Source organism: Methylocystis sp., assembly GCF_021731785.1.
Classification (GTDB): Bacteria; Pseudomonadota; Alphaproteobacteria; order Rhizobiales; family Beijerinckiaceae; genus Methylocystis.
In genome coordinates, this window is record NZ_JAKFWS010000024.1 from 32,542 (window position 1) to 53,635 (window position 21,094).

A 21,094-nucleotide genomic window follows, 5' to 3' on the forward strand; every position below is an offset into this window, starting at 1 on the left:
AGAAAAAGCCCCGCGCGGTAACGCCCGGGGCTCGTTACCGCAGGGGTTTAGCGCATGCGGCAAGCACGGTAAAGGCCCCGGTCGGCGACGCCGGCGCCTCTGCGCCTGGAACCCATCAAGGGAGGCAGAATCAACGCGACTCCGCTTCGAGCTTCTCGATTTCGATCCGCGCCGAAGCTTCCGTTCCAGGCCGCAACACGAGGCCGGGATTTTCCGCCTCAATGACAATATCGACTATCGCGCCGTCTTGCGGCGGCGCAGGGCGGCGCACTTCGACCACTTGGCCGACGAAAGTCCGGTCGGGCGCGGCAGCACCCGTGAGCAGCGCCTTCGCGCCAGGCGCTATGGCGAAAGCGCCCTCGCCCTCCGCTTTGGCGCGAAGTCGAACAGTCGCGGCGTCGTCGGCGATGACGAACAGCGGCGCGCCCGTTTCGACGCGCGCGCCAGCGGCAGCCATCCGCTGGACGATAACGCCTGCAACGGGCGCTCTAAGTTCGGCGCCAGCTCGAACCGCCTCCGCCTTCGCCACAGCCTCACGGCGCTGCGTCACTTCGGACTCGGCGCTATCGACCTGCGCCTGCGCGCGCGCCAGGGCGCGCCGCGCATTGGCAAGCGCTTTGCGGCTCGCGTCGCGACGTCCCGAACGCGTCTCCAGCCTTTCGAGATTCGCCTGCGCCCTCGCCTGTGCGCTTTGGCGCTGCGCCATTTGCCGCTCTGCGGCCGTCAGCGCTTTTCTCTCTCGGGCCAGCGCATTGTCGAAGGCGCGCAGATCCAGCATCGCGCAGCTCTCGTCCTTCTCCACTCTAGCGCCGAGGTCGCACGACAGTGTCGCGATGACGCCCGCCGCGGGAGCCTTGATGATCGTCTGCGCGACCGGCGCGATCACGCCGTTGACGACGATCGTTCTGCCGGCCGGCCCGCGCGCGATTGGCGCTTCTTCGCGCGTGAGACTGGCGCGCGTGTGAAGATAAAACGCGCCGCTTGCGACGACGAGAAGCAGTCCCAGTAGACCGGCGAAGACGGGTCGAACCCAGTCGCCGGGCGCGACGACAGCCGCCCCGCCGGGAAGGCGCGCGGCGGTGGCGTCACGGGGCGCAGGAGCCTTCGCGGGCGCGCGGAAAATGGCCTTCTCGACCTCGACGAGCAGGAACAACACGACGCTCGCGCCCGCGATATGCCCCCATATCTCCGGGTCGAGCGGGGTGGTGTTGAATAGCGCCTGCATAAACGGCGCGTAGGTGAACAGCGCCTGCAGCGCGACGACGATGGCGACGGAAATCAACACCGCGCGGCTACCGAACAGGCCCTTCATCGAGAGCGAGGACTCGGAAAGGAAACGCGCGTTGAAAAGATAAGCGACTTCGCAGGCGACGAGCGTGTTGACCGCAACCGTTCGCGCGCTGTCGAGACCCATGCCGCGCGCCTTCTCCAATTCATAGAGACCGAATGTCGCGATCAGCATCAGAAAAGAGACGAAGACGATGCGCCAGATGAAATAGCGGGAGAGGATCGGTTCACCCGAAGGACGCGGCGGGCGCAGCATCACGCCCTTGGTCGGCGGCTCAAACGCGAGCGCGAGGCCGAGCGTGACGGCGGTGATCAGATTGACCCAGAGAATCTGCACCGGCGTCACTGGCAGGGTCTCGCCCATGGCGATCGCCGCGATCACCGTGAGGCCTTCGCCGCCATTGGTCGGCAAGATGTAGAGGATCGTCTTTTTCAGATTTTCGTAGACGACGCGGCCCTCATGCACCGCATGTACGATTGATGCGAAATTGTCGTCGGCAAGCACCATTTCCGCGGCCTCTTTCGCCGCCTCGGTGCCTTTGACGCCCATGGCGATGCCGATGTCGGCGCGCTTTAAGGCGGGCGCATCGTTGACGCCGTCGCCGGTCATCGCGACGATTTCGCCGTGCTTTTGCAACGCCTGAACGAGTCGTAGCTTATGTTCGGGGCTGGTGCGGGCGAACACGGTCGTGCCGATCGCCGCCTCGCCGAGCGCCTCGTCGCTGATGGCGTCGAGGTCGCGGCCGGTGAGCACTGAATCGGGCCTCCGCAGGCCGAGTTCGCGGGCGATCGCCGTCGCCGTCGCGGCGTGGTCGCCGGTGATCATTTTGACGGACATGCCGGCGGTCGCGCACTTGCGGATGGCATCGACGGCCTCGGGCCGCGGCGGATCAATCAGGCCGATGAGACCGACAAAGACGAGCCCGCTCTCGACGTCGCCGAAAGCCAGTTGCTGTTGCCCATCCTCCGCGCGTTTCGAGGCGACCGCCAGAACCCGCTGTCCGCGCGCCGCCATTTCGTCGATGCGCGCATGCCAGCATGCGCAGTCGAGCGGACACTGCTCTTCTCGCAGGCCCTGTTCCCAGAAGCACATTTCGAGCAGCCGCTCAGGGGCGCCCTTGACGAAGATGTAGCCAACCCCTTCATGGTCGTGATGCAGCGTCGCCATGAAGCGATGTTGCGACTCGAAGGGAATCTCATCTGTGCGCGGCAGCTCGAGCGCCAGCTCTTGCAGATTGACGCCGCCTTTCACAGCGGCGGCGAGCAAGGCGCCTTCGGTGGGATCGCCCTCGACGCTCCAGGCGCCGTCCTTCTCGCGCAGCACGGCGTCATTGCAGAGCGCAAGGGGGCGCAAAGCCGCTGTCAGGTGAGCGTCTTGGCGCACCACGACATCCTTGCCGTCGCGGGAGAAACCGCCATGCGGATCGTATCCTGATCCGGTCGTGTCATAGATTCCGCCGGCGGTGACGATCGAGCGCACAATCAGTTCATTGAGCGTCAGCGTGCCGGTCTTGTCCGAACAGATGGTCGTCACCGCGCCGAGCGTCTCGACCGCCGGAAGCTGGCGAATGATCGCCTTTCGCCGCGCCATGCGCTCCACGCCGATCGCCAGCGTGATGGTGATGATCGCAGGCAAGCCCTCCGGGATCGCCGAGACGGCCAGTCCGACCGCCGCCATGAACATCTCGCCGACGTCGAACCCCCATACCAGCGCGCCAAAAGCAAAGACGGCGGCGCATACGACGAGAATGACGACGGTGAGCCAGCGCGCGAATTCATCCATGCGCTGCAATAAGGGGGTCGAGAGCGTTTCCACCTCGGACAGCATGGCGTTGATGCGTCCGATCTCGGTCGCCGCGCCAGTGGCGACAACGACGCCCGATGCCTGACCGTAGTTCACGACGGTTCCCGAATAGGCCATCGAGGCGCGATCGCCGAGCGCCGCATCGGCCGCGACGGGCGCCGGGTCCTTGTCGACCGGCAGCGACTCGCCGGTCAGCGCCGACTCCTGCACTTTCAGAGATTTGACCCGGATGAGACGGATGTCCGCCGGAATCTTGTCGCCTGATTGGACATAGACGATGTCGCCAGGCGCGACGTCGCTCGCGTCGATGACGACGCGCTGCCCGTCGCGAATCACCGTTGCATGCAGCGACAGCATGTTGCGGACGGCCTCCATGGCCTCTTCCGCCTTGCCCTCCTGAATGAATCCGATGATGGCGTTGATCACGACGACCGCGATGATGACGGCGGTGTCGACCCAGTGCTGCATCAGCGCCGTGATCGCGGCGGACGCGAGCAGCACATAGATCAACACATTGTGGAATTGCAACGCGAAGCGAGCCAGGGCGCTGCGCCGTCTGCCGGCCGGGAGGCGATTGGGGCCATGGACGGCGAGCCGCCGCTCAGCCTCAGCCTTGCTCAAACCCAGACGGGTCGCGTCCAGGCGCTTGAGCGCCGCATCAGCTCCAATCGCCCAGAATTGGTTCGCTTCAGCCGAAGGCTGCATGTGCAATCGCTCGCCTCCGCAGTTTCACCAGAATAGAAGGCGCCGGCGCGGCGGAACCGGCTGCGTCTACATATTATGGTTCGTCAGGAAGGCTTTGGCAGCGCGTTAAAGCGCTGTCGCGCCGCCTAGGCGGCGTCGTCGGCTATCGAACGGACGCATGCGTCGCCGACCATGTTTGCGGATTGTTTCAGGCCGATCCACCGGTCGATCGCTTTCGGGTCGAAACCTGCTTCGCAATGGTCGCCAATGCGCATGAGCGGTCGTCGAATGAGCAGCGGATCGAGCATCATCATCACCAGCGCTTCCTGCGGCGTGACTTTCTCCAGATCGATCTCGCCAGATTTGATGCGCGGCGAGGCGGCGTTGAACCATTCCGGCAAGGGCTTGGAGCCGAAGTATGGACGCAGGCTCGACGGACTCCAGGATTCGTTCAGGAGGTTTCTCGCCTCGACCTCATGTCCAGAGGCGCGAAGCAGCGCCTTCTGCTGCGCATTGCCGGCGCAACCCGGCTTTTCGTAAAAAATTACGTAAGCCATCCGCGGCCCTCACATTGCCCAGTCGCCGGCAAGAGCTTAGCGCGAATTTGTGCAGCGCGATATGGCCTCAATCGAGCAAATTGCGAGCAAAAAAGGGGGCTCTGCGCCGCTTTCGCGGGCAGGCGCGATCTAGCGCGAGAGTCCCCAAACCATGTTCACGCGGGCCGAGAGGCGTTGGAGGCCAGGACGCAGAGGGATTTCTGTGGCGCCGGGCGGAGTGCCGGCCCTTGCTGCGAAAGCGCGCGGGCGCATATCGCTCTCCTCGATTGGGCGAATTTCCAGCACGCGCGACAACCGCAGCCCTGCGGCCTCGGCATAGATCTTCGCCTGGCGTTCGGCGTCCTTGACCGCTTCGCGCCGCAAGGCGTCGAGCCGCTGCTTGGGATGCGCGACCTCGAAATCGATTCCCTCGAAGCTATTGACGCCCTTGTCGATCAGGGCGCCGGCAATTTCGCCGGCCTTCCCGATCGGCGTCACCCGCACGCGGAGGTCGTTGCGGGCGCGGAACAGTTTCTGCGTCGTCCTGAGTTTGCCGGTCTTGGGATCCCGATCTTCAGTGGTCACCGGCGCGAGCGTCACGCCCTGCGTCTCGACTTCGGCGTCGGGAACGCCGAGCTTTTTGAGCTCCGCGAGAACAGCCTCAACCGCGCGCGCGTTTTCCGATGCAGCATCTGCGGCGGACGGCCGTTCGGTGACGACGCCGAAGCGCAGCATCGCCACGTCCGGCGCTACGTCCTCATAAGCCTCGCCAATGACTGAGAGATTTGGGACGCCATCCTTCAGCGTGTCGGCATGGCCGGCCGCCGCGAACAGCATCAGGCCAAGCGAAAGTGCGAACAGCGGTCGAATCATGGCATATCCTTAACCAAAGCTGAGCGCCAATGAGCTTATAACGGCCGCAAAACCGCCTGCTAGCTGCGCTACTCCAAACAGCATACAGAAGCCCGGCCCGATCGTCGCCACGCGTCCTCTTGAAAAAGCCTCATGCCCACGCTGTATCATCATCCGCTCTGTCCCCATTCCCGATTTGTCCGGCTCATCCTGTCCGAATACGGAATTGACGCCACCCTCATCGAAGAGCGCGCGAGCGACCGTCGCCCTGAGTTTCTCGCGCTTGACCCTGCCGGCCGCACGCCGGTCTTTGTCGACGATGACGGCACGGTCGCCCCCGGCGCCAATCTCATCGCGGAATATATAGACGAAACCTATGGCGCCGAACGCGGCGCTCAACGTCTCCTGCCGCAGGAAATGTCTGCGCGCATCGAAACTCGTCGCCTCGTCGACTGGTTCAACGTCAAATTTTTCGACGAAGTCACCAACTGGCTGATGACGGAGAAAGTTTACAAGCGCTTCGCGCCGCCCGGCGGCGCGCCGGATATGGACGTGTTGCGCGTGGCCCGCGCCAACATCCGCCACCATATGCGCTACATCGGCTATCTCACGAATGCGCGAAACTGGCTGGCGGGCGATCGATTGACCTACGCCGATTTCGCTGCGGCCGCGCATATTTCCTGCGCCGACTACCTCGGCGACGCGCCTTGGGAAGAAGATGAAGCGGCGAAACACTGGTATCAGCGCATCAAGTCGCGCCCGGCGTTTCGTCCGCTGCTGTCTTATCGGGCACCAGGACTTACGCCGGGCCGCTATTATGCGGAACTGGATTTCTAAGCGTCGGCTGAGTGGGCGGCGCCAGTATGAAGGCTCAGGCGCCGCTGTCGCAAGACCGCACTGCGGCCGCGCTTGACAACCATCGGGTAGAATGAGGCAAGTAGCCGCGATACGGGACCATCGTATGAGCGCACCAAACGAGCGCGAGAGTGAAAAGGTTGAGCCGAAGCCCGCCGCCGACGCCGATCCATCGCGCGGACTGCAGCAGCGCATTCGGCAGCAAGAAATATTGGCGGAACTCGGCGTCACCGCCCTCCAAGGCGCTTCATTCGATCAGCTGCTGACCGACACCGTGCGACTGACGGCGCAAGGACTGGACGCGGAATTCTGCAAAGTGCTGGAGCTGCTTCCGTCCGAGAACAAGTTTCTGGTGCGCGCCGGCGTCGGCTGGAGTCGCGGCGTGGTGGGCGTCGCGAAAGTCGGCGCGGATCTCGACTCGCCTGCTGGATTCGCGTTACGCAGCGGCCAACCAGTCATCTCCAATCATCTCGAACAGGAGACGCGGTTCAAGACCCCCGAATTGCTGCGGCAGCATGGCGTTCGCCGGGCGATGAACGTGATCCTGCAAGGCGACGGAAAGCCTTATGGCGTATTGGAAGTCGACAGCCGCTCGCCGGCAGATTTCAGGGAGCAGGACATCGCTTTTCTGCAGGGCGCGGCGAATCTTCTCGGCATGGCGATCGAACGCGAGCGGGAAGAGCGCAAGCTAAGAGCGGCGCTCGCGCGCAACGAAGCGCTGCTCAAAGAAATGAATCATCGCGTAAAGAACAGCCTGTCCATCGTCGGGAGCATGCTCCGCCTGCAAGCCAACGATGCAGACGACGAACAGGTGTCCGAACTTCTCAACGAAGCCTCTCACCGCGTGGACGCCATTGCGAAAGCGCATGACCGATTGTCTCGCGGCTCGGACGTCGAGCGGATGGACATCGGCAAATACATCGAAGCGCTCTGTCATGATCTCGACGAAAGCGTCGCGCAATGCGAGGTGCGCACCGAAATCGAAGAAGGCATTGTCATTCCGACTGACCGCGCCGTCTCGACCGCGCTCATCGTCAACGAGCTGATCGCCAACGCGGCGAAATACGCTTACGAAAGCCGTTCGGGGGTTATTTCGGTTCAGGTCGCGCGCGGGAATTTGGAGAATTTCATCGTTTCAGTACGCGATGAAGGCGACGGCATGCCTGATAACGCCGATCCCCGCGACCGCAAGGGCCTCGGCATGCGAATCATCGCGTCATTTACGCGTCAGCTCAATGCGACGATTGAAATGGCGAAACGCGATCCAGGCACGGAGTTCATCGTCTCGATCCCATTCCTGGCGCCCTCCTGAAATGCACGCGTCCATCTCAAACGCCCTGACGGCAAATCGCAAGAATCGAGATCGACAGGAGAAGCGCGTCGGCGCTACGCCGCCGATCGAGGATGAGATCCGCGCCTACGCCTTCGACCTTGGCTTCAACATCTGTCGCTTCGCGCCCGCGGAGGCGGCGCCTGCCCAGGGCGAGCGGCTGCGCGCCTGGCTGCAGGTCGGCGCTCACGGGGACATGAGTTGGATGCTGCAGACAGCCGAGCGCCGCGCCGCGCCGCACGCCCTTTGGCCGGAAGCGACAAGTCTCGTCATGCTCGGCCTGAACTACGGGCCCGATGGAGATCCGCTGGCATCGCTCGCGAAGCCGGACTGCGCGACCATTTCTGTCTACGCCAGGAATCGCGATTATCACGACCTCATCAAGGGTCGGCTGAAACAGCTCGCCGGATTCATGCTGAAGCGCGCCGGCGCAGGCGACGCCAAGGTATTCGTCGACACGGCGCCGGTCATGGAAAAGCCGCTGGCCCAGACGGCAGGCGTCGGCTGGCAGGGCAAACACACGAACCTCGTCTCGCGCGATTTCGGCTCCTGGCTCTTTCTTGGCGCGATTTTCACCAATCTTCGGCTCGAGGCCGACCCGCCCGAAGAGGATCATTGCGGTTCGTGCCGCAAATGCCTCGACATTTGTCCAACCGCGGCGTTTCCGACGCCTTATCGGCTCGATGCGCGCCGCTGCGTCTCCTATCTGACGATCGAGCACAAGGGCCCGATTCCGCTCGAATTTCGCACGAAGATCGGCAATCGCATCTATGGCTGCGACGATTGTCTCGCCGTCTGCCCGTGGAACAAATATGCGAGCGCCGGACGGGAAGCCAAGCTCGCGGCGCGCCCCGAGTTTGAGTCCCCGCCGCTCGCGCAATTGGCGCGGCTCGACGATGCGGCGTTCCGGGCGGTTTTCGCCGGCTCGCCGATCAAACGCATCGGGCGCGACCGCTTCTTGCGCAATGTGCTGATCGCGATCGGCAACTCCGGTCGGCCGGAGCTGGCCGCCGAGGCCGAGCGGCTTGTAGAAGACGCCGCTCCCGTCGTCCGGGGCGCCGCCGTCTGGGCGCTCGGCAGGCTGGCGCCGGCGCGGCTTGATGAGCTTCGTCGATGGAGACTGGCGGATGAAACGGACGAGTCCGTTCGTCAGGAGTGGCGCCAAGCGGCCTAGACGATAGCAAAAGCGCCACAGTCGCCGAAAAATTGCGCCCTTTCCCGGATTTACTGCATTGCGGCGGGCTACGCGCCGGAGATTTCGTTCTAATCTCTCATCGTGATCCAGAGTCAGCCGCGCCCAGCCATGTCTGTCCTATCGCGCCGCAACAACGACGAGCCCGCAGAAGAGGCGTCTCGCCTGCTGCTGCGGATCGGCGTGTTTTTGCTGTTCGTGATCTCGCTCATCGCGCCCATTTTGGCGCGCCAGACCGTCTATGTGCTGTTGCCGATCGGCGCCGCGCTGCTACTCGCCGCCGCGACGATCATGCCGGAGGAAGGCTCAGCGCGTTCGATGCGCTCGATTATGCTTTCTCCGCCCTTTCTCGCCGCCCTTCTGCTCGCCGCATGGACGGCGCTGTCGCTACTCTGGACGCCCTTCGAAGGCCCGGCGGAGCGGTTTGCCAAAATCGTGGCGACGCTCGCGCTCGTCGCCCTGGCGACCGGATTTCTTCCGCTGCGCACAAAAACCTCTAATCTCAATCTCCTGCCCATCGGCGTCGCCGCTGCGTCGATCGCGCTCGCGGCGGTTACCTTGCTGCTGAAGCCGCAATATACGCTCGACGACATTCTCGACGTCGGGCCGCTCGGCCGCGCCGGACTTGGACTATCCCTGCTGGTGTGGCCGGCGATGGGCGCGCTCGCGGTGCGCGACCGATGGTATTGGGCGGCGGCGCTCGCTGTCGCGACGGCGCTCGCCTGCTATCTCTCGCGCGCCCCGAATGCGATGCCGGCGCTCGCAGCAGGCGCGGCGGTCTTCGCCGCAACCTTCGGCCGGGCGCGACTGATGTCCTCGGCGATTGCGGCGCTCATGGCGGCGATTGTGCTGCTCGCCCCGCTCGCCGCCTATGAAACGCATCTCCTCTGGCCCGAGAATCCGCCCGCCTTTTTCCGACATCTCGCCTTCTGGGGTCAGATGATCGACGCCGACGGCTGGCGCACGCTGATCGGACACGGGTTTGGCGCTGCGACCTGGGGCGTGCTCGGGGGCTATCTTACTCCGGCCACGCCGCGCAGCCTCATCTTCAAGATCTGGTTCGATCTCGGCATTCTCGGCGCGGCCGCGGCGGCTCTCGTCGCCGCCCGCGCCAGCCTGTTCGTCGGCCAATCGCGTCCGGCGCTTGCGCCGTTCCTTTTGGGTGGCATCGGCGCGGGTTTCGCCATTTGCCTTCTCGGCCCGGCGGCCGAGCAGCTCTGGTGGCTGACGCTCGCCGGACTCGACGCCATCGCCTACGCGCTGGTCATGCGCGGCCAGTTCCGAAAACGGCTTCCGCGCCTGTCCGCCGGTTTGGGCGCGCCTGCCGGGGACAGCGCATAGCCATGGCGCTGTCTGCGACGCTTACCGACCAGGTCGAAGCGATGGGGCTTGGAGAGCCCGTCGCTTTCGCGGCGTTCCTCGGCGGCTCGGCGGTCTTCGCGCTCGCCGACGGAACGCTCCAGTTTGGCGACGGCGTCGAGGGACGAAGGATTCCCGTCCATGCGGACGCCGCTATCCTCGTCGCTGCGCGGGACGGCGACCGGCTGGTCACCGGCGGGGACGACGGCCGAGTCGTGGCGACCGACGCCAACGGCGGCGTCGAAGTCATCGTCGAGGAAAAAGGCAAATGGATCGACGCCCTCGCGGCGCATGGCGGCGCGGTCGCCTGGACGGCCGGAAAGACAGCGCGCGCCCGCTCGGCCAAGGGCGAAGTGAAGTCGCTCGACCTGCCGTCAAGCTCGCGCGGACTCGCTTTCTTTCCCAAGGGCTACCGTCTGGCGATCGCCCATTACGGCGGCGCGACGCTGTGGTTTCCGAACGCCGGCAATCCGGAAACGCTCGCCTGGGCGGGTTCGCATCTCGACGTCACGATCTCTCCCGACGGGAGGTTTCTCGTCACGTCGATGCAAGAGAACGCCCTGCATGGATGGCGGGTCGCCGACGGCAAGCACATGCGCATGGCAGGCTATCCGGGGAAGACTCGCAGCTTCTCGTGGTCGCATGACGGCAAATGGCTCGCGACCTCTGGCGCCGACGCCTGCATCGTCTGGCCATTCTCCGGCAAGGAAGGGCCGATGGGCCAGGCGCCGCGCGAATGCGGCGTCCATTCGGCGGTGGTGACGCGCGTCGCCTTCCACCCGGCGGCGCTGGTTGTCGCCATGGGCTATGACGACGGACTGATCATGCTGACGCGACTGACCGACGGATCTGAAATTTTGGTCCGCCATCCGGCGCAGGACCGTGACAGCGTCCGGATCAGCGCGCTCGCCTGGGATGCGAAAGGCGCGCGGCTTGCCTTCGGCGCGGAAAACGGCAACGCCGGCGTGCTGACCCTGCCGAAGGGGTGAGGGCGCGCATGACGGGAAGCGCGATGCCCGCGCTTGTCGGGGGCATCGACGCTGGGACGTTGCGCGAGGGAAAAGAACGGACGCTGCATATAGGCGGCATTAGTCACAGGCGCGTTCGTCGTGGATGGCCGGGCCAAGCCCGGCCATGACGCGGGAAAGGTAAGGGCATTTGCGCAAAATCCCCCGCGTCCTCTCCATCGCCGGGTCGGATCCTTCAGGCGGCGCCGGCGTGCAGGCGGACCTGAAGACATTTTCGGCCTTCGGCTGCTACGGCATGGCGGCGATCACCGCGCTCACCGCGCAGAACACGCGCGGCGTAACGGCCGCCTACCCCGTCGCGCCCGACATTGTCGCGGCGCAGATCGAAGCGGTCATGTCCGACATTTCGCCCGACGCGATCAAGATCGGCATGGCGGCGACACCCGATATCGCACGCGCCGTCGCCGAGGCGCTGACGCGCTATGAGGCGCGCAACGTCGTGCTCGATCCGGTGCTCGTTCCGACGCAAGGCGTGTCGCTCGCCTGCGCCGGGCTGGAGGCGGCGCTGCGCGCAACGCTCCTGCCGCTGGCGCGGCTCGTCACGCCCAATCTTCATGAAGCGAGCGCGCTGACTGAAACGCCGCTCGCTCAGACGATCGAAGAAATGGCCGCTCAGGGACGCCTGCTTATCGAGGCCGGCGCGCGCGCCGTGCTGGTCAAAGGCGGCGACCTCGCGGGCGATCCCGTCGACGTGCTCGTGGAAGGCGGCGAGATTCGCGTCTTTTACGGCCGCCGCATCGCCACTCGCCATACGCATGGAACGGGCTGCGCGCTTTCCTCGGCCATCGCCTGCGAACTCGCCAAGGGCGCGCCGCTCATCGACGCGATCGCAACGGCGAAAGTCTGGCTCGAAGGCGCGCTGGAAGCTGCTGACGCATTGCGCCTTGGCGAAGGCCGCGGCCCGCCGCACCATTTTTTTGCGCTGTGGTGGTGATTGCGCAGCGATAAACAGTTTCCTCATCCAGAGCAGGCGGCGAAGCCGCCGTCTCGAAGGACGAGGAAACTGTTTATCGTAAAGGACCCGCCCTCGTGCTTCGAGACGCGCCTTTTGGCGCTCCTCAGCATGAGGGCGCGTTACGCGCGCTACCCCGACAGCGCTGCCTTCACCGCCGCGCTGGCCTTGCCGAAATCCATCCGTCCCGTGTATTTGGCCTTGAGTGAAGCCACGACCTTGCCCATGTCCTTGATCGACGTCGCACCGGTCTCGGCGATCGCGGTCTTCACCGCCTCGGCGACCTCGGCCTCGGAAAGCTGCTGGGGTAGATAGGCGGAAATCACCGCGATCTCGCCGCGCTCCTTCCCAGCGAGGTCTTCGCGCCCCGCTTTTTCATAGATTTCAAGCGATTCCTGACGGCTTTTGATCATTTTCTGCAAGAGCGCCAGCAGATCGTCGTCGGTGAGGGTCTTGCCCGCGCCGCGCGCCTCGATGTCCTTGTCCTTCAACGCGGCGTTGATCAGCCGCAGCGCGTCGACCTTGGCGCGCTCGCCCGCCTTCATGGCCGTCTTGAGGTCTTCCGCAATCTTCTCGCGCATAAGGTTTCCATTTCGGGATCGGATGGATTACATCCACCGCCAACGCCGCCGCGTCATGCCCGCGCTTGTCGCGGGCATCCACGCCGGGCTGCGGCGCGTGGATGGCCGGGTCAAGCCCGCCATGACGCGCGGAGGGTGCGCTGTCAAGGGCGGCGCCAGAGGATTTGCGACACGGATGACCTTCGATCATGACAATGGCTGGAAGAAGCCGATCCACACCGGCGCGCTCATTCTCGCCAGTGGAGAAGTGATTGAAGGTTACGGGCTCGGCGCCGTCGGCGAAGCGGTCGGCGAAGTCTGCTTCAACACCGCCATGACCGGCTATCAGGAAATCCTCACCGACCCATCATACGCCGCCCAGATCGTCACCTTCACCTTTCCCCATATCGGCAATGTCGGGACCAATGAGGAAGACGTCGAAACCGTCGATCTCGACAGCAGCGCCGGCGCCGTCGGCGCCATCTTCGGCGCGCCCTGCACCGATCCTTCGAATTTCCGCGCCCAGAAGACGCTCGCCGACTGGCTCGCTTCGCGCGGGATCGTGGGCCTTTGTGGAATCGACACCCGCGCGCTGACGACGCTCATTCGCGAACGCGGCATGCAAAACGCCGTCATCGCCCATGCGCCGGACGGCCGCTTCGACATTGCCGCGCTGAAAGCGAAGGCCGCCGCTTGGCCGGGCATCGACGGCATGGACCTCGTGCCGAGCGTCGGTTCAAAGGAGCGCTACGACTGGCGCGAGACGACTTGGCGGCTTGGCGGCGGCTATGGCGCGCGCAACGGAGCGCCCAAATTTCGCGTGGTGGCGATCGACTATGGCGTGAAGCGCAACATCCTGCGGCTTCTCGCTGATCAGGATTGCGAAGTGGTGGTCGCGCCGGCGACGGCGACAAGCGGGGAAATTCTGGCGCTCAAGCCCGACGGCGTCTTCCTTTCGAACGGTCCGGGCGACCCAGCTGAGACCGGCAAATATGCCGCGCCGGTGATCCGCGAGCTGCTTGAAGCGAAAATTCCGACCTTCGGCATTTGCCTTGGCCATCAGATGATGGCGCTCGCGGTCGGCGCGAAGACCAAGAAAATGCCGCAGGGCCATCACGGCGCCAATCATCCGGTAAAGGATTTCACCACCGGCAAGGTCGAGATCGTTTCGATGAATCACGGCTTCGCGGTCGATCGCGATAGCTTGCCGGCAAACGCCGTCGAGACCCATCGTTCGCTCTTTGATGGCTCCAACTGCGGCATCGCGCTCACCGACCGCCCAGCATTTTCGGTGCAGCATCATCCCGAGGCCTCGCCCGGCCCGCAGGACAGCCATTATCTCTTTAAGCGTTTCGTCGAGATGATGGAGAAGGCGCGGGCCGCCTAACGGTTTACGACCATCGGCGTCGCGGTGTGGTTAGAGAATTTCTCGCAAAGCGGCACGAGCGCATCGAGCGGCTTTTCCTTCGTCGCCGCTTCGCGCATGTTGAGATTCTTGAGCACTGTGAGATAGGGGCCCGAAGGCTCTGTGCGCAAATAGGTCGTCGTCAGCAGCGGGCCCGTCGGGAAGTCGCCGCGCCGGCAGGCGTCGGCGCCGACGCCGAAGGAGCCATGCGTCTTGCCGGGATCGCGCGCCTTCTCTTCGCGAAATTCCTCTTGCCGGGCCCGGATCGCCGCATAGTCGGCCGGGTCGACGCGAAAAGCGTAAATGCGCGTTCCGGCCGTCTTCTCGCCGGCGAGCGGCGCGACGTCTTCGGGCGCGGTCGTTTCCTTCAGCGCGAAAATCATCTCATGCTTCGCGTTTTCTTCGCCGTCGCGCCACCAGCCGATTTTCAGAGTCACGCCGCCTCTCTGCGGCTCGAAAGTTTCAGGCAGGCGGACCGCCGCGCGCAGCGCGGCCGGATCAACGGAAGCGGCGTCGAAATTGCGCAGCGCCCACATGGTCGAGACCGGCACATGGCTGCAGGCGGACATGGCGGCGGCAAGCGCCAGGCCGGACAGACGAGAGAAAATGCGCGACATCGGATGACTCATGTTTAACAATATTATTTTCATGTTTGACATTAATTTTATCCTGTGTCAACGTAAGCGACACAATGAGACCGCCATGACTGACTTCACCGCCCTTTCCTTTGACGACCGCCGCCTCGATTCGCTCCGCCGCCGCATCGGCTGGCTCTGCCAAACGCTTCGCTTCGCGCTCGTCGCCTATTGCCTGTGGATTCTCGTCACGATCGCGACGTTCTGGAGCGACGAGTCGATGGTCGTTTCGCGATTTGCGTCGCTGAAGGTCGATGTCGAAGGCCTGTCCGCCGGTCAGCGGCTTGCGGCCTTCGGCGTCAGCTTCGTGATCTGGACGCTGCTCGTTGTCGCCTGCTACGCCGGCTGGAGACTGTTCTCGGGCTATCTTGAGGGGCGCATCTTCACGCCCGATGCGGCCGGATGGCTGCGCTGTCTTGCGCTGGCAGGCCTCATCGCGGCGCTCGTCGATATCGCCGCGCGACCGCTAACATCGCTCATCCTCACGGCGCATAAGGCGGCGGGCGCGCATATGGTGTCGGTCTATCTGCGACCTGAAGATCTTTCGACAATCATGCTGCTCGCGACGCTCCTCGCGCTCGCCCATATTCAGAAGACGGCGGCCGACATCGCCGATGACAACGCGCAGATCGTCTGATGCCGATCATCGTCAATCTCGACGTGATGCTGGCGAAGCGCAAGATGCGATCGCGCGATCTCGCCGCGCAAATCGGCATCGCCGAACAGAATGTGAGCCTTTTGAAGTCCGGCAAGGTGAAGGGCGTGCGCTTCGACACGCTCGAAAAAATCTGCGAAATTCTTCAATGTCAGCCGGGCGACATTCTCGAATATCGGCCGGACGACAAGACGACGCCGTAACCTTTGCGCAAGGAGCGCGGATATGCCGCGCATCGTCACCCGTACAGTCATCTTCGCGCTCGTCTGCGCCGCCGCGCTCGCTATCGCGATGATGTTGCGGCCAGAGCTTCGCCTCGCTGCGCGCGCAGCCTGGAATGATCCGCGACTGCTCGCCGCTTTCGCCGACGATGCGCGCATTCGCTACGAATCAGAGGCGCGCGCTTGCGCCGCCGAGACGGCCGCGCTGCTTCCCGCCGCCATTGCGCAGATCGAGGCCGCGCACGGACGGCATTTTGCGCAGCCGCCGATCGTCGGCGTCTACGCATCTTTTGAGAATTACGCGAACGCCAACGCCATGGATGATCCCGGCATCGCCGCCGTGACGCGCGCCGGCGCCGCGCTGTTGTCGCCGACGCTCTGTGGCAAGGAGCGTGGTCGTCTTGAAGGCGTCCTCACGCATGAACTGTCGCATGTGCATCTCTCCGGCTGGCGGCCGCTTGGCGCGCCGCGCCCGCCGCAATGGTTCACGGAAGGTCTTGCGGTGATGGCGTCGAACGGCGGCGGCGCCGAAGGGGTAAGCGAAGCCGAAGCCGCGCAGGCGATCCACGAAGGCTACCGGGTCGTGCTTGACGGTCGGCGCTGGATCGACTTCGCCATGCTCGCCTTTGAACGCGAACCGCCGCGCCATCCGAAGCTCGATGCGCTCACCCAGCGCCAGCGGCTCGCCTATCGGCAGGCGGGCATGTTCGTCGGCTGGCTGCGCACGCGCGACGAGAAGGCGTTCATGCAGCTTCTTCGCGCGCTCGAAGCGGGCGAAGCGTTCGAGCCGTCAGTTGAAGTCGCCTTCGGCGAAAACCCTTCACAACTCTGGCGCCGTTTCGTAGCCGATCTCTCACAGCGCGGGCGGAGGGACGCTCGCGACTAAAGGCGCTGCTTCACTTCAAGAACACATAAATATCCACGTCGACATTCGCGTCGTCGCCCTTAAAGTCGGTGAGATATTCCTCGATGATGAGGTCCTTGGTGTCGAGCCCCTTCTCGTCGAGATAGGCGGCGATCGCCTCATAGGTCGCCTCGATCTCATCATAGGCGCCGCGATGCTGGAATTTCAGCGCCTTGCCGGCGGGCGAAGCGCCGATGCCGACGCCCTCGGGCAATTTCGGCGCGCCTTCCGGCGCCGCCGATAAAGGCGCCATCGCCTCGAATGAAAAGCCGGCATCGTCAGTCTTGGTGAAAACGGCGAAGGGCCGGCCATTGACCGCAAGTCCCGCCTTGCCGACGGCGTCGTTGACTTTGGCGAGGGCCTCGGAGAGCATCTTGGCGGCGTCCTCCCATTTGCCCTGCCCTTTGATCACGGCGGCGGGCCGCGCGTCGACGGTCACGGTCTGGCTCATCACCGCCTGGGCAGCGTCGTCGGCGGGGCTCGCCGGCGGGCCGGCCTCGGCGGGCTTCGCCTCTCCGGGTTTCGCCTCGCCAGGCGCGGCGTCCTTCGTCTCGCCGGGCTTTTCGACTGGCGCAGCGACCGGCGGCGCGACAGGGTTTTGCGGCGCGACGGCTTTGTCCGTCTCTTCCACGCCGCGGCCGGGAAGCAGCGCGCGTTCCGAATAGATGGCGGCGCCCGCCACAAGAATCGTGAAGATCGCCAGCGCCCGCCAATGGCGTCGCAGGCTGTCCAGCAAACCCGGTTCTTCTTCCATGGTCGAGCGCTCTAACCGGCCATCGTGGCATTTCGGCGCTCGCTGCGGCAGGCGTCCGGCGGACGCAGTGGCGCTTGGGCGCGGCCTTCTCTATATACGAGCGCGTCCCCCGAAGAATAGGCGAAAACTGCCTCATGGCGCATCCGCTCGACCATCTTCAGATTTTGCGCATGAACGGCGCGGGAAACGAGATTCTCGTTCTCGACTTGCGCGGGAGCGACCACGAGCTTGCGCCGCAGGAAGCGCGCGCCATCGCCAATGCGCCCGGCCTGCGGTTCGATCAGCTGATGGCGCTCCATCGGCCGCGCTGGTCGGGCGACGACGCCTTCATGCGCATCTACAATGTCGACGGTTCGCTTTCCGCCTCCTGCGGCAATGGAGCGCGCTGCGTCGCCTATGCTCTGGCGCGGGAGGGCAAGGAGGCGCTGCGTCTCGAGACCGACGCCGGCCTCATCGAGACGCAACGTCAGGCCGACACGGTTTATACGGTCGACATGGGCCGTCCGCGGCTGGATTGGCGCGAGATCCCGCTTGCGCGCGCCGTCGAGGATACGCGCGAGGTCGCGCTCGATCCGCCGGTCGCCGGCGCGCCGGCGCATTTCTCCGCGGCCAGCATGGGCAATCCTCATGCGGTGTTCTTTGTCGACGACGCCACATTGATCGATCTCGAGACGCTTGGTCCGCTTGTCGAACGTCATCCGCTCTTTCCTCAACGCGTCAACGTCAGCTTCGCGCAGATGCTTGCTCGCGACGACATTTTGCTGCGCGTCTGGGAGCGCGGGACCGGCGCGACCAGAGCCTGCGGCTCGGCCGCCTGCGCGACGCTCGTCGCCGCGGCGCGCGCAGGGCTCGGCGATCGCGCCGCGCGTCTGCGGCTGCCGGGCGGCGATCTCAACATCGAATGGCGGGCCGACGATCACGTGCTGATGACCGGGCCTGTCGAATTCGAATTCGAAACGACGCTCGATCCCCAAATCTTTCAGGAACTTGCCGCGTGAACGCGCCGCTGCGCAACGCCGAGGTCGTGACCTTCGGCTGCCGGCTCAACGCCGTCGAGTCGCAGGCCCTGGCAAAAGCGCATGCGAGCGCGCGCGAAACCATTGTCGTCAATACCTGCGCCGTCACAGGCGAGGCGACGCGGCAAGCGCGCCAGACGATTCGCCGCTTGCATCGCGAGCGGCCGCAAGCGGAGATTGTCGTCGCCGGCTGCGCGGCTAGGCTCGATCCGCAAGGCTTCGCCGAGATCGGCGGCGTCACGCAGGTTCTCGCCGAACATGCGCCAAATCGCGCGCTCGCAAGCGCTGAGGGCACGCGCGGGCTCCTCGCCGTTCAAAACGGCTGCGATCATCGCTGCACCTTCTGCATCATTCCGTTCGGACGCGGCCAGGCGCGCTCGGCGCAGCCGAGCGAAGCCCTCGCCCAGGCGCGCGCGCTCGTTGCAAGCGGCAAAAGGGAGATTGTCCTCACTGGCGTCGACCTCACGAGCTATGGCGTCGATCTTGGCGAGGGCTGGATGCTCGGACGGCTCGTGCGCCTGCTGCTGCGCGAACTTCCCCAGCTCGAACGGCTGCGCCTGTCTTCCGTCGATTGCATCGAAGTCGACGACGATCTTATCGCCGCTTTTGCCGACGACTCGCGGCTTTGTCCGCATCTTCACCTGTCGCTGCAGTCCGGCGACGATCTGATCTTGAAGCGCATGAAGCGGCGCCATTCGCGAAACGACGCCATCGATTTTTGCCGCGCGCTGCGCAGAGCGCGGCCCGACATCGTTTTTGGCGCCGACTTCATCGTTGGCTTTCCGACCGAGACCGAAGAGATGTTTTCCGCAACGCTCGACATGGTCGACGACTGCGGGCTCACCCATCTCCATGTCTTTCCTTTTTCCGCGCGCCCCGGAACGCCCGCGGCGCGCATGCCGCAGCTCGCGCCACAGATCGCGAAGGCGCGCGCCGCGCGCTTGCGCGATAAGGGCGAGACGGCGCTGCGCGCCCATCTCGACGCGCAAGCTGGACGTACTCTGCGATTATTGACAGAGCGCGGCGGGACGGCGCGCGCCGCCGATTTCACGCTGGCGCGCACGCCGGGCGTGGAGGCGGGTCTAATGATTGACGCGCTGTGTGCGGGCCATGACGGCCGCGCGCTTGCAACCCGGCTCATGGCTTTTGGTAAGTGATCCGGTAGATCGCGCCGTTCTGGTCGTCCGTAGCGAGGATCGAGCCGTCCGCAAGTTCCGCGACGTCGACCGGTCGACCAAGATAGTATCCCGTACCGACGTTCCAGCCCTCGGCGAATGGCGTGCTCGTGGCCGTTCCCGAAAGCGCGACCATCACCCGTGCGCCGATCGGCGCGCTGCGATCCCATGATCCGTGCTGCGCGTAAAACAGCGCGCCTCGATATTCGTTGGGAAACATGTCGCCGCGGTAAAATGTTATGCCAAGATCGGCGGCGTGGGGCGCGGTCTCTACGACGGGGAAGACGACGTCTTTCGGCGGCTCGACGCGCGCATATTCATTAGTGCGCACATGTCCGCCGCCATACCAGGGAAAGCCGAAATTCAATCCCGCCCTGTCGGCGCGATTGATTTCGCCCGGCGGCCGATCGTCGCCCATCGAGTCGACTTGATTGTCGGTGAACCAGAGCGACCCGTCGGCATCGAAGACTATGCCCACCGAATTGCGAATGCCCGTCGCGAAGACTTCGCGGTCCGATCCGTCGAGAGTCATGCGGATAATGCCGCCAATTCCCGTTTTCTCATAGAGCGGGAGCTTATCCGGCGGCGCGACATTGTGCGGCTGGCCGAGCGAAATATAGAGCTTGTTGTCGGGACCTATTCGACACACGCGAGAAGCATGGCCGCGGCTCTCTTCGCTCCTTGGAATGAGATCGCCAGACTTGACGACGACCTTCGCCTTCGCCGAGGCGTCCCGCCATGTGTTTTCGGCGTCGTCGAAACGGGTGACGCGGTTGCGCTCGACAAGAAAAAGCGCGCCATCCGCTGAGAGACACACGCCATGCGGCATGATGAACGGCATCGACGGCGCGAAACGTTCGACTGCGGCGGCGCTGTTCTCGCCCGGCGTCATCACATAGACATCTTTCTCTTGCGTGCCGACAAAAATGGCCTTTCCTTCCGGCCCGACCGCGAGAGTGCGGGCGCCGGGCGCGATCGCATAGAGCGAGATCGAGAAGCCCGGTGGAAGTTTGACGCGCTTGAGGATCGATTCAAGTTCGGCGCGGCGCGCATTCTGCGATATGGTTTCACCGGCGGTGGCGACGCCGCCGAACGCGCAGCACGCGAAAATTGCGGCTAAGGCGATACGCATGGAATTGAGCCCTCACAAACGGTTTTTAGAGGCGAGGCTGAAAAAGAAATATGGCCGCAAAAAAGGCGAAGCCAAGTTGGCTTCGCCTTTCGACGGCTAAGGCAACGGATGTCACCAGCCGCGCGCCGACTCGTCACGCGTTGACGCGGACGTGCTGGTCTCCTCCCAATAGGGAGCGGACCCGTAATTCTTGTTCAGCCTGGTTTCCCAATCGCGATCAGCCCAGTTCTCTTCGCCGGCGTATTCGGGAGCGTTCTGCAACTGCTCTTCCGTCACATTGGCGACGTAGCCGCCGAGATTGGTGTCGTAGCGGAACGCCTTCCAGGGTAACGGATGCTCGCCTTCGCCGATGCCGAGAAAGCCGCCGAACGTCATGACCGCATAGCGCACCATGCCGGACACGCGATCAATCATCAGGTGGTCAATTTCGCCAATCTTGCTGCCGGACCCGTCATATACATCGGTGCCTTCCACCTTGTCGCTGGAAATCAGGTTGGCGTTTGGCTGTGCCATGCCCATGGTAACCTCCTGCTGCGCGCAACTTAAGTGACGCCATTGTCCAACGTGCGACGCTTCCCGCCAGAACACGCGGTGAAGGCCGTTGTTCCTGTTGATTACGAAAAAAAGCCGGCGCCAAAGAAGCTTAGCGATGTCTTTCTTCCTCAGCAAAATGCCGCTATGCAAACTTATGGCGTGCAATCGCTCCAGCTGAAAAGCTCCAGTCTCCATCACAATGAACGGGCTTCGCCCGGCAGGTA

At 64.3% G+C, this 21,094-nt stretch carries 20 protein-coding genes; 12 read left to right on the plus strand and 8 right to left on the minus strand.

The genetic code is table 11. The features are described 5' to 3' along the window. Window positions 1-130: 130 nt before the first annotated feature. The 3 genes from QZ964_RS05260 to QZ964_RS05270 all read right to left on the minus strand — a co-directional run bounded on the left by QZ964_RS05260 (window position 131) and on the right by QZ964_RS05270 (window position 5,184). Window positions 131-3,796, minus strand: coding sequence for an HAD-IC family P-type ATPase (locus tag QZ964_RS05260; protein ID WP_292529587.1), 3,666 nt, complete (start codon window positions 3,794-3,796; stop codon window positions 131-133). 125 nt (window positions 3,797-3,921) lie between these two features. After that, entirely contained in the window at window positions 3,922-4,332 is a 411-nt protein-coding gene (locus QZ964_RS05265; protein ID WP_292529589.1) for an ArsC/Spx/MgsR family protein, read from the minus strand. Between the two features lie 129 nt (window positions 4,333-4,461). After that, window positions 4,462-5,184, minus strand: a complete 723-nt coding sequence (locus QZ964_RS05270; RefSeq protein ID WP_292529592.1) for an SIMPL domain-containing protein — start codon at window positions 5,182-5,184, stop codon at window positions 4,462-4,464. A gap of 132 nt (window positions 5,185-5,316) precedes the next feature. Here QZ964_RS05270 and QZ964_RS05275 point away from each other — a divergent pair, with 132 nt between their 5' ends. The 6 genes from QZ964_RS05275 to thiD all read left to right on the plus strand — a co-directional run bounded on the left by QZ964_RS05275 (window position 5,317) and on the right by thiD (window position 11,861). Then, a complete protein-coding gene (locus QZ964_RS05275) occupies window positions 5,317-6,000 on the plus strand; it encodes a glutathione S-transferase family protein (RefSeq protein WP_292529595.1) in 684 nt (227 codons plus the stop codon). A 124-nt stretch (window positions 6,001-6,124) separates the two neighbouring features. Continuing rightward, a complete protein-coding gene (locus QZ964_RS05280; RefSeq protein WP_292529598.1) occupies window positions 6,125-7,330 on the plus strand; it encodes a histidine kinase dimerization/phosphoacceptor domain -containing protein in 1,206 nt (401 codons plus the stop codon). 1 nt (window position 7,331) lies between these two features. Continuing rightward, window positions 7,332-8,522: a tRNA epoxyqueuosine(34) reductase QueG gene (gene queG, locus QZ964_RS05285; protein ID WP_292529601.1), complete on the plus strand. Its 1,191-nt coding sequence runs from the start codon at window positions 7,332-7,334 to the stop codon at window positions 8,520-8,522. Between the two features lie 129 nt (window positions 8,523-8,651). Further along, window positions 8,652-9,881 carry a hypothetical protein gene (locus tag QZ964_RS05290; protein WP_292529604.1) on the plus strand — a complete coding sequence of 410 codons (1,230 nt, stop codon included), beginning with the start codon at window positions 8,652-8,654 and terminating at the stop codon, window positions 9,879-9,881. Window positions 9,882-9,883: 2 nt separating this feature from the next. Then, window positions 9,884-10,888 carry a WD40 repeat domain-containing protein gene (locus QZ964_RS05295; protein WP_292529607.1) on the plus strand — a complete coding sequence of 335 codons (1,005 nt, stop codon included), beginning with the start codon at window positions 9,884-9,886 and terminating at the stop codon, window positions 10,886-10,888. A gap of 169 nt (window positions 10,889-11,057) precedes the next feature. Continuing rightward, complete coding sequence (gene thiD / locus QZ964_RS05300) at window positions 11,058-11,861, plus strand: bifunctional hydroxymethylpyrimidine kinase/phosphomethylpyrimidine kinase (protein WP_292529609.1); 804 nt, start codon at window positions 11,058-11,060, stop codon at window positions 11,859-11,861. Window positions 11,862-12,010: 149 nt separating this feature from the next. Here the strand turns inward: thiD and QZ964_RS05305 are convergent, their stop codons facing one another. Then, a complete protein-coding gene (locus tag QZ964_RS05305) occupies window positions 12,011-12,460 on the minus strand; it encodes a GatB/YqeY domain-containing protein (protein ID WP_292529612.1) in 450 nt (149 codons plus the stop codon). A 175-nt stretch (window positions 12,461-12,635) separates the two neighbouring features. Between QZ964_RS05305 and carA the strand changes: the two genes are divergently transcribed. After that, window positions 12,636-13,826: a glutamine-hydrolyzing carbamoyl-phosphate synthase small subunit gene (gene carA / locus QZ964_RS05310; protein ID WP_292529615.1), complete on the plus strand. Its 1,191-nt coding sequence runs from the start codon at window positions 12,636-12,638 to the stop codon at window positions 13,824-13,826. On the opposite strand, the gene QZ964_RS05315 is transcribed toward carA, so the two are convergent. Next, window positions 13,823-14,461, minus strand: a complete 639-nt coding sequence (locus tag QZ964_RS05315) for a hypothetical protein (RefSeq protein WP_292529617.1) — start codon at window positions 14,459-14,461, stop codon at window positions 13,823-13,825. The genes carA and QZ964_RS05315 overlap by 4 nt on opposite strands. 85 nt (window positions 14,462-14,546) lie before the next feature. Here QZ964_RS05315 and QZ964_RS05320 point away from each other — a divergent pair, with 85 nt between their 5' ends. The 3 genes from QZ964_RS05320 to QZ964_RS05330 are packed head-to-tail and all read left to right on the plus strand — an operon-like array spanning window position 14,547 to window position 16,241. Continuing rightward, entirely contained in the window at window positions 14,547-15,116 is a 570-nt protein-coding gene (locus tag QZ964_RS05320) for a DUF2975 domain-containing protein (RefSeq protein ID WP_292529620.1), read from the plus strand. After that, on the plus strand, window positions 15,116-15,337 hold the full coding sequence (locus QZ964_RS05325; protein WP_292529623.1) for a helix-turn-helix transcriptional regulator: 222 nt from the start codon (window positions 15,116-15,118) through the stop codon (window positions 15,335-15,337). Before QZ964_RS05320 ends, QZ964_RS05325 begins: the two co-directional genes overlap by 1 nt. Window positions 15,338-15,359: 22 nt before the next feature. Next, window positions 15,360-16,241 (plus strand): hypothetical protein, encoded by an 882-nt coding sequence (locus tag QZ964_RS05330; RefSeq protein ID WP_292529626.1) that lies wholly within the window; start codon window positions 15,360-15,362, stop codon window positions 16,239-16,241. A 10-nt stretch (window positions 16,242-16,251) separates the two neighbouring features. On the opposite strand, the gene QZ964_RS05335 is transcribed toward QZ964_RS05330, so the two are convergent. Next, window positions 16,252-17,013, minus strand: coding sequence for a GyrI-like domain-containing protein (locus QZ964_RS05335; RefSeq protein ID WP_292529629.1), 762 nt, complete (start codon window positions 17,011-17,013; stop codon window positions 16,252-16,254). Window positions 17,014-17,147: 134 nt separating this feature from the next. Between QZ964_RS05335 and dapF the strand changes: the two genes are divergently transcribed. Then, window positions 17,148-18,011, plus strand: a complete 864-nt coding sequence (dapF, locus tag QZ964_RS05340) for a diaminopimelate epimerase (RefSeq protein ID WP_292529631.1) — start codon at window positions 17,148-17,150, stop codon at window positions 18,009-18,011. After that, a complete protein-coding gene (locus QZ964_RS05345) occupies window positions 18,008-19,186 on the plus strand; it encodes a MiaB/RimO family radical SAM methylthiotransferase (protein WP_292529632.1) in 1,179 nt (392 codons plus the stop codon). The genes dapF and QZ964_RS05345 overlap by 4 nt, the downstream gene beginning before the upstream one ends. Here the strand turns inward: QZ964_RS05345 and QZ964_RS05350 are convergent. Next, a complete protein-coding gene (locus tag QZ964_RS05350; RefSeq protein WP_292529636.1) occupies window positions 19,167-20,336 on the minus strand; it encodes a PQQ-dependent sugar dehydrogenase in 1,170 nt (389 codons plus the stop codon). The two genes, QZ964_RS05345 and QZ964_RS05350, sit on opposite strands and share 20 nt — an antisense overlap. Window positions 20,337-20,447: 111 nt before the next feature. After that, window positions 20,448-20,855, minus strand: coding sequence for a PRC-barrel domain-containing protein (locus QZ964_RS05355; protein ID WP_292529639.1), 408 nt, complete (start codon window positions 20,853-20,855; stop codon window positions 20,448-20,450). Window positions 20,856-21,094: the final 239 nt, after the last annotated feature.

What these genes read in the sequence shown, in the direction of transcription:
- QZ964_RS05260 (WP_292529587.1), bottom strand. Translation starts at nt 3,796, where the DNA reads ATGCAGCCTTCGGCTGAAGCGAACCAATTCTGGGCGATTGGAGCTGAT.
- QZ964_RS05265 (WP_292529589.1), bottom strand. Translation starts at nt 4,332, where the DNA reads ATGGCTTACGTAATTTTTTACGAAAAGCCGGGTTGCGCCGGCAATGCG.
- QZ964_RS05270 (WP_292529592.1), bottom strand. Translation starts at nt 5,184, where the DNA reads ATGATTCGACCGCTGTTCGCACTTTCGCTTGGCCTGATGCTGTTCGCG.
- QZ964_RS05275 (WP_292529595.1), top strand. Translation starts at nt 5,317, where the DNA reads ATGCCCACGCTGTATCATCATCCGCTCTGTCCCCATTCCCGATTTGTC.
- QZ964_RS05280 (WP_292529598.1), top strand. Translation starts at nt 6,125, where the DNA reads ATGAGCGCACCAAACGAGCGCGAGAGTGAAAAGGTTGAGCCGAAGCCC.
- queG (WP_292529601.1), top strand. Translation starts at nt 7,332, where the DNA reads ATGCACGCGTCCATCTCAAACGCCCTGACGGCAAATCGCAAGAATCGA.
- QZ964_RS05290 (WP_292529604.1), top strand. Translation starts at nt 8,652, where the DNA reads ATGTCTGTCCTATCGCGCCGCAACAACGACGAGCCCGCAGAAGAGGCG.
- QZ964_RS05295 (WP_292529607.1), top strand. Translation starts at nt 9,884, where the DNA reads ATGGCGCTGTCTGCGACGCTTACCGACCAGGTCGAAGCGATGGGGCTT.
- QZ964_RS05305 (WP_292529612.1), bottom strand. Translation starts at nt 12,460, where the DNA reads ATGCGCGAGAAGATTGCGGAAGACCTCAAGACGGCCATGAAGGCGGGC.
- carA (WP_292529615.1), top strand. Translation starts at nt 12,636, where the DNA reads ATGACCTTCGATCATGACAATGGCTGGAAGAAGCCGATCCACACCGGC.
- QZ964_RS05315 (WP_292529617.1), bottom strand. Translation starts at nt 14,461, where the DNA reads ATGTCGCGCATTTTCTCTCGTCTGTCCGGCCTGGCGCTTGCCGCCGCC.
- QZ964_RS05320 (WP_292529620.1), top strand. Translation starts at nt 14,547, where the DNA reads ATGACTGACTTCACCGCCCTTTCCTTTGACGACCGCCGCCTCGATTCG.
- QZ964_RS05325 (WP_292529623.1), top strand. Translation starts at nt 15,116, where the DNA reads ATGCCGATCATCGTCAATCTCGACGTGATGCTGGCGAAGCGCAAGATG.
- QZ964_RS05330 (WP_292529626.1), top strand. Translation starts at nt 15,360, where the DNA reads ATGCCGCGCATCGTCACCCGTACAGTCATCTTCGCGCTCGTCTGCGCC.
- QZ964_RS05335 (WP_292529629.1), bottom strand. Translation starts at nt 17,013, where the DNA reads ATGGAAGAAGAACCGGGTTTGCTGGACAGCCTGCGACGCCATTGGCGG.
- dapF (WP_292529631.1), top strand. Translation starts at nt 17,148, where the DNA reads ATGGCGCATCCGCTCGACCATCTTCAGATTTTGCGCATGAACGGCGCG.
- QZ964_RS05350 (WP_292529636.1), bottom strand. Translation starts at nt 20,336, where the DNA reads ATGCGTATCGCCTTAGCCGCAATTTTCGCGTGCTGCGCGTTCGGCGGC.
- QZ964_RS05355 (WP_292529639.1), bottom strand. Translation starts at nt 20,855, where the DNA reads ATGGGCATGGCACAGCCAAACGCCAACCTGATTTCCAGCGACAAGGTG.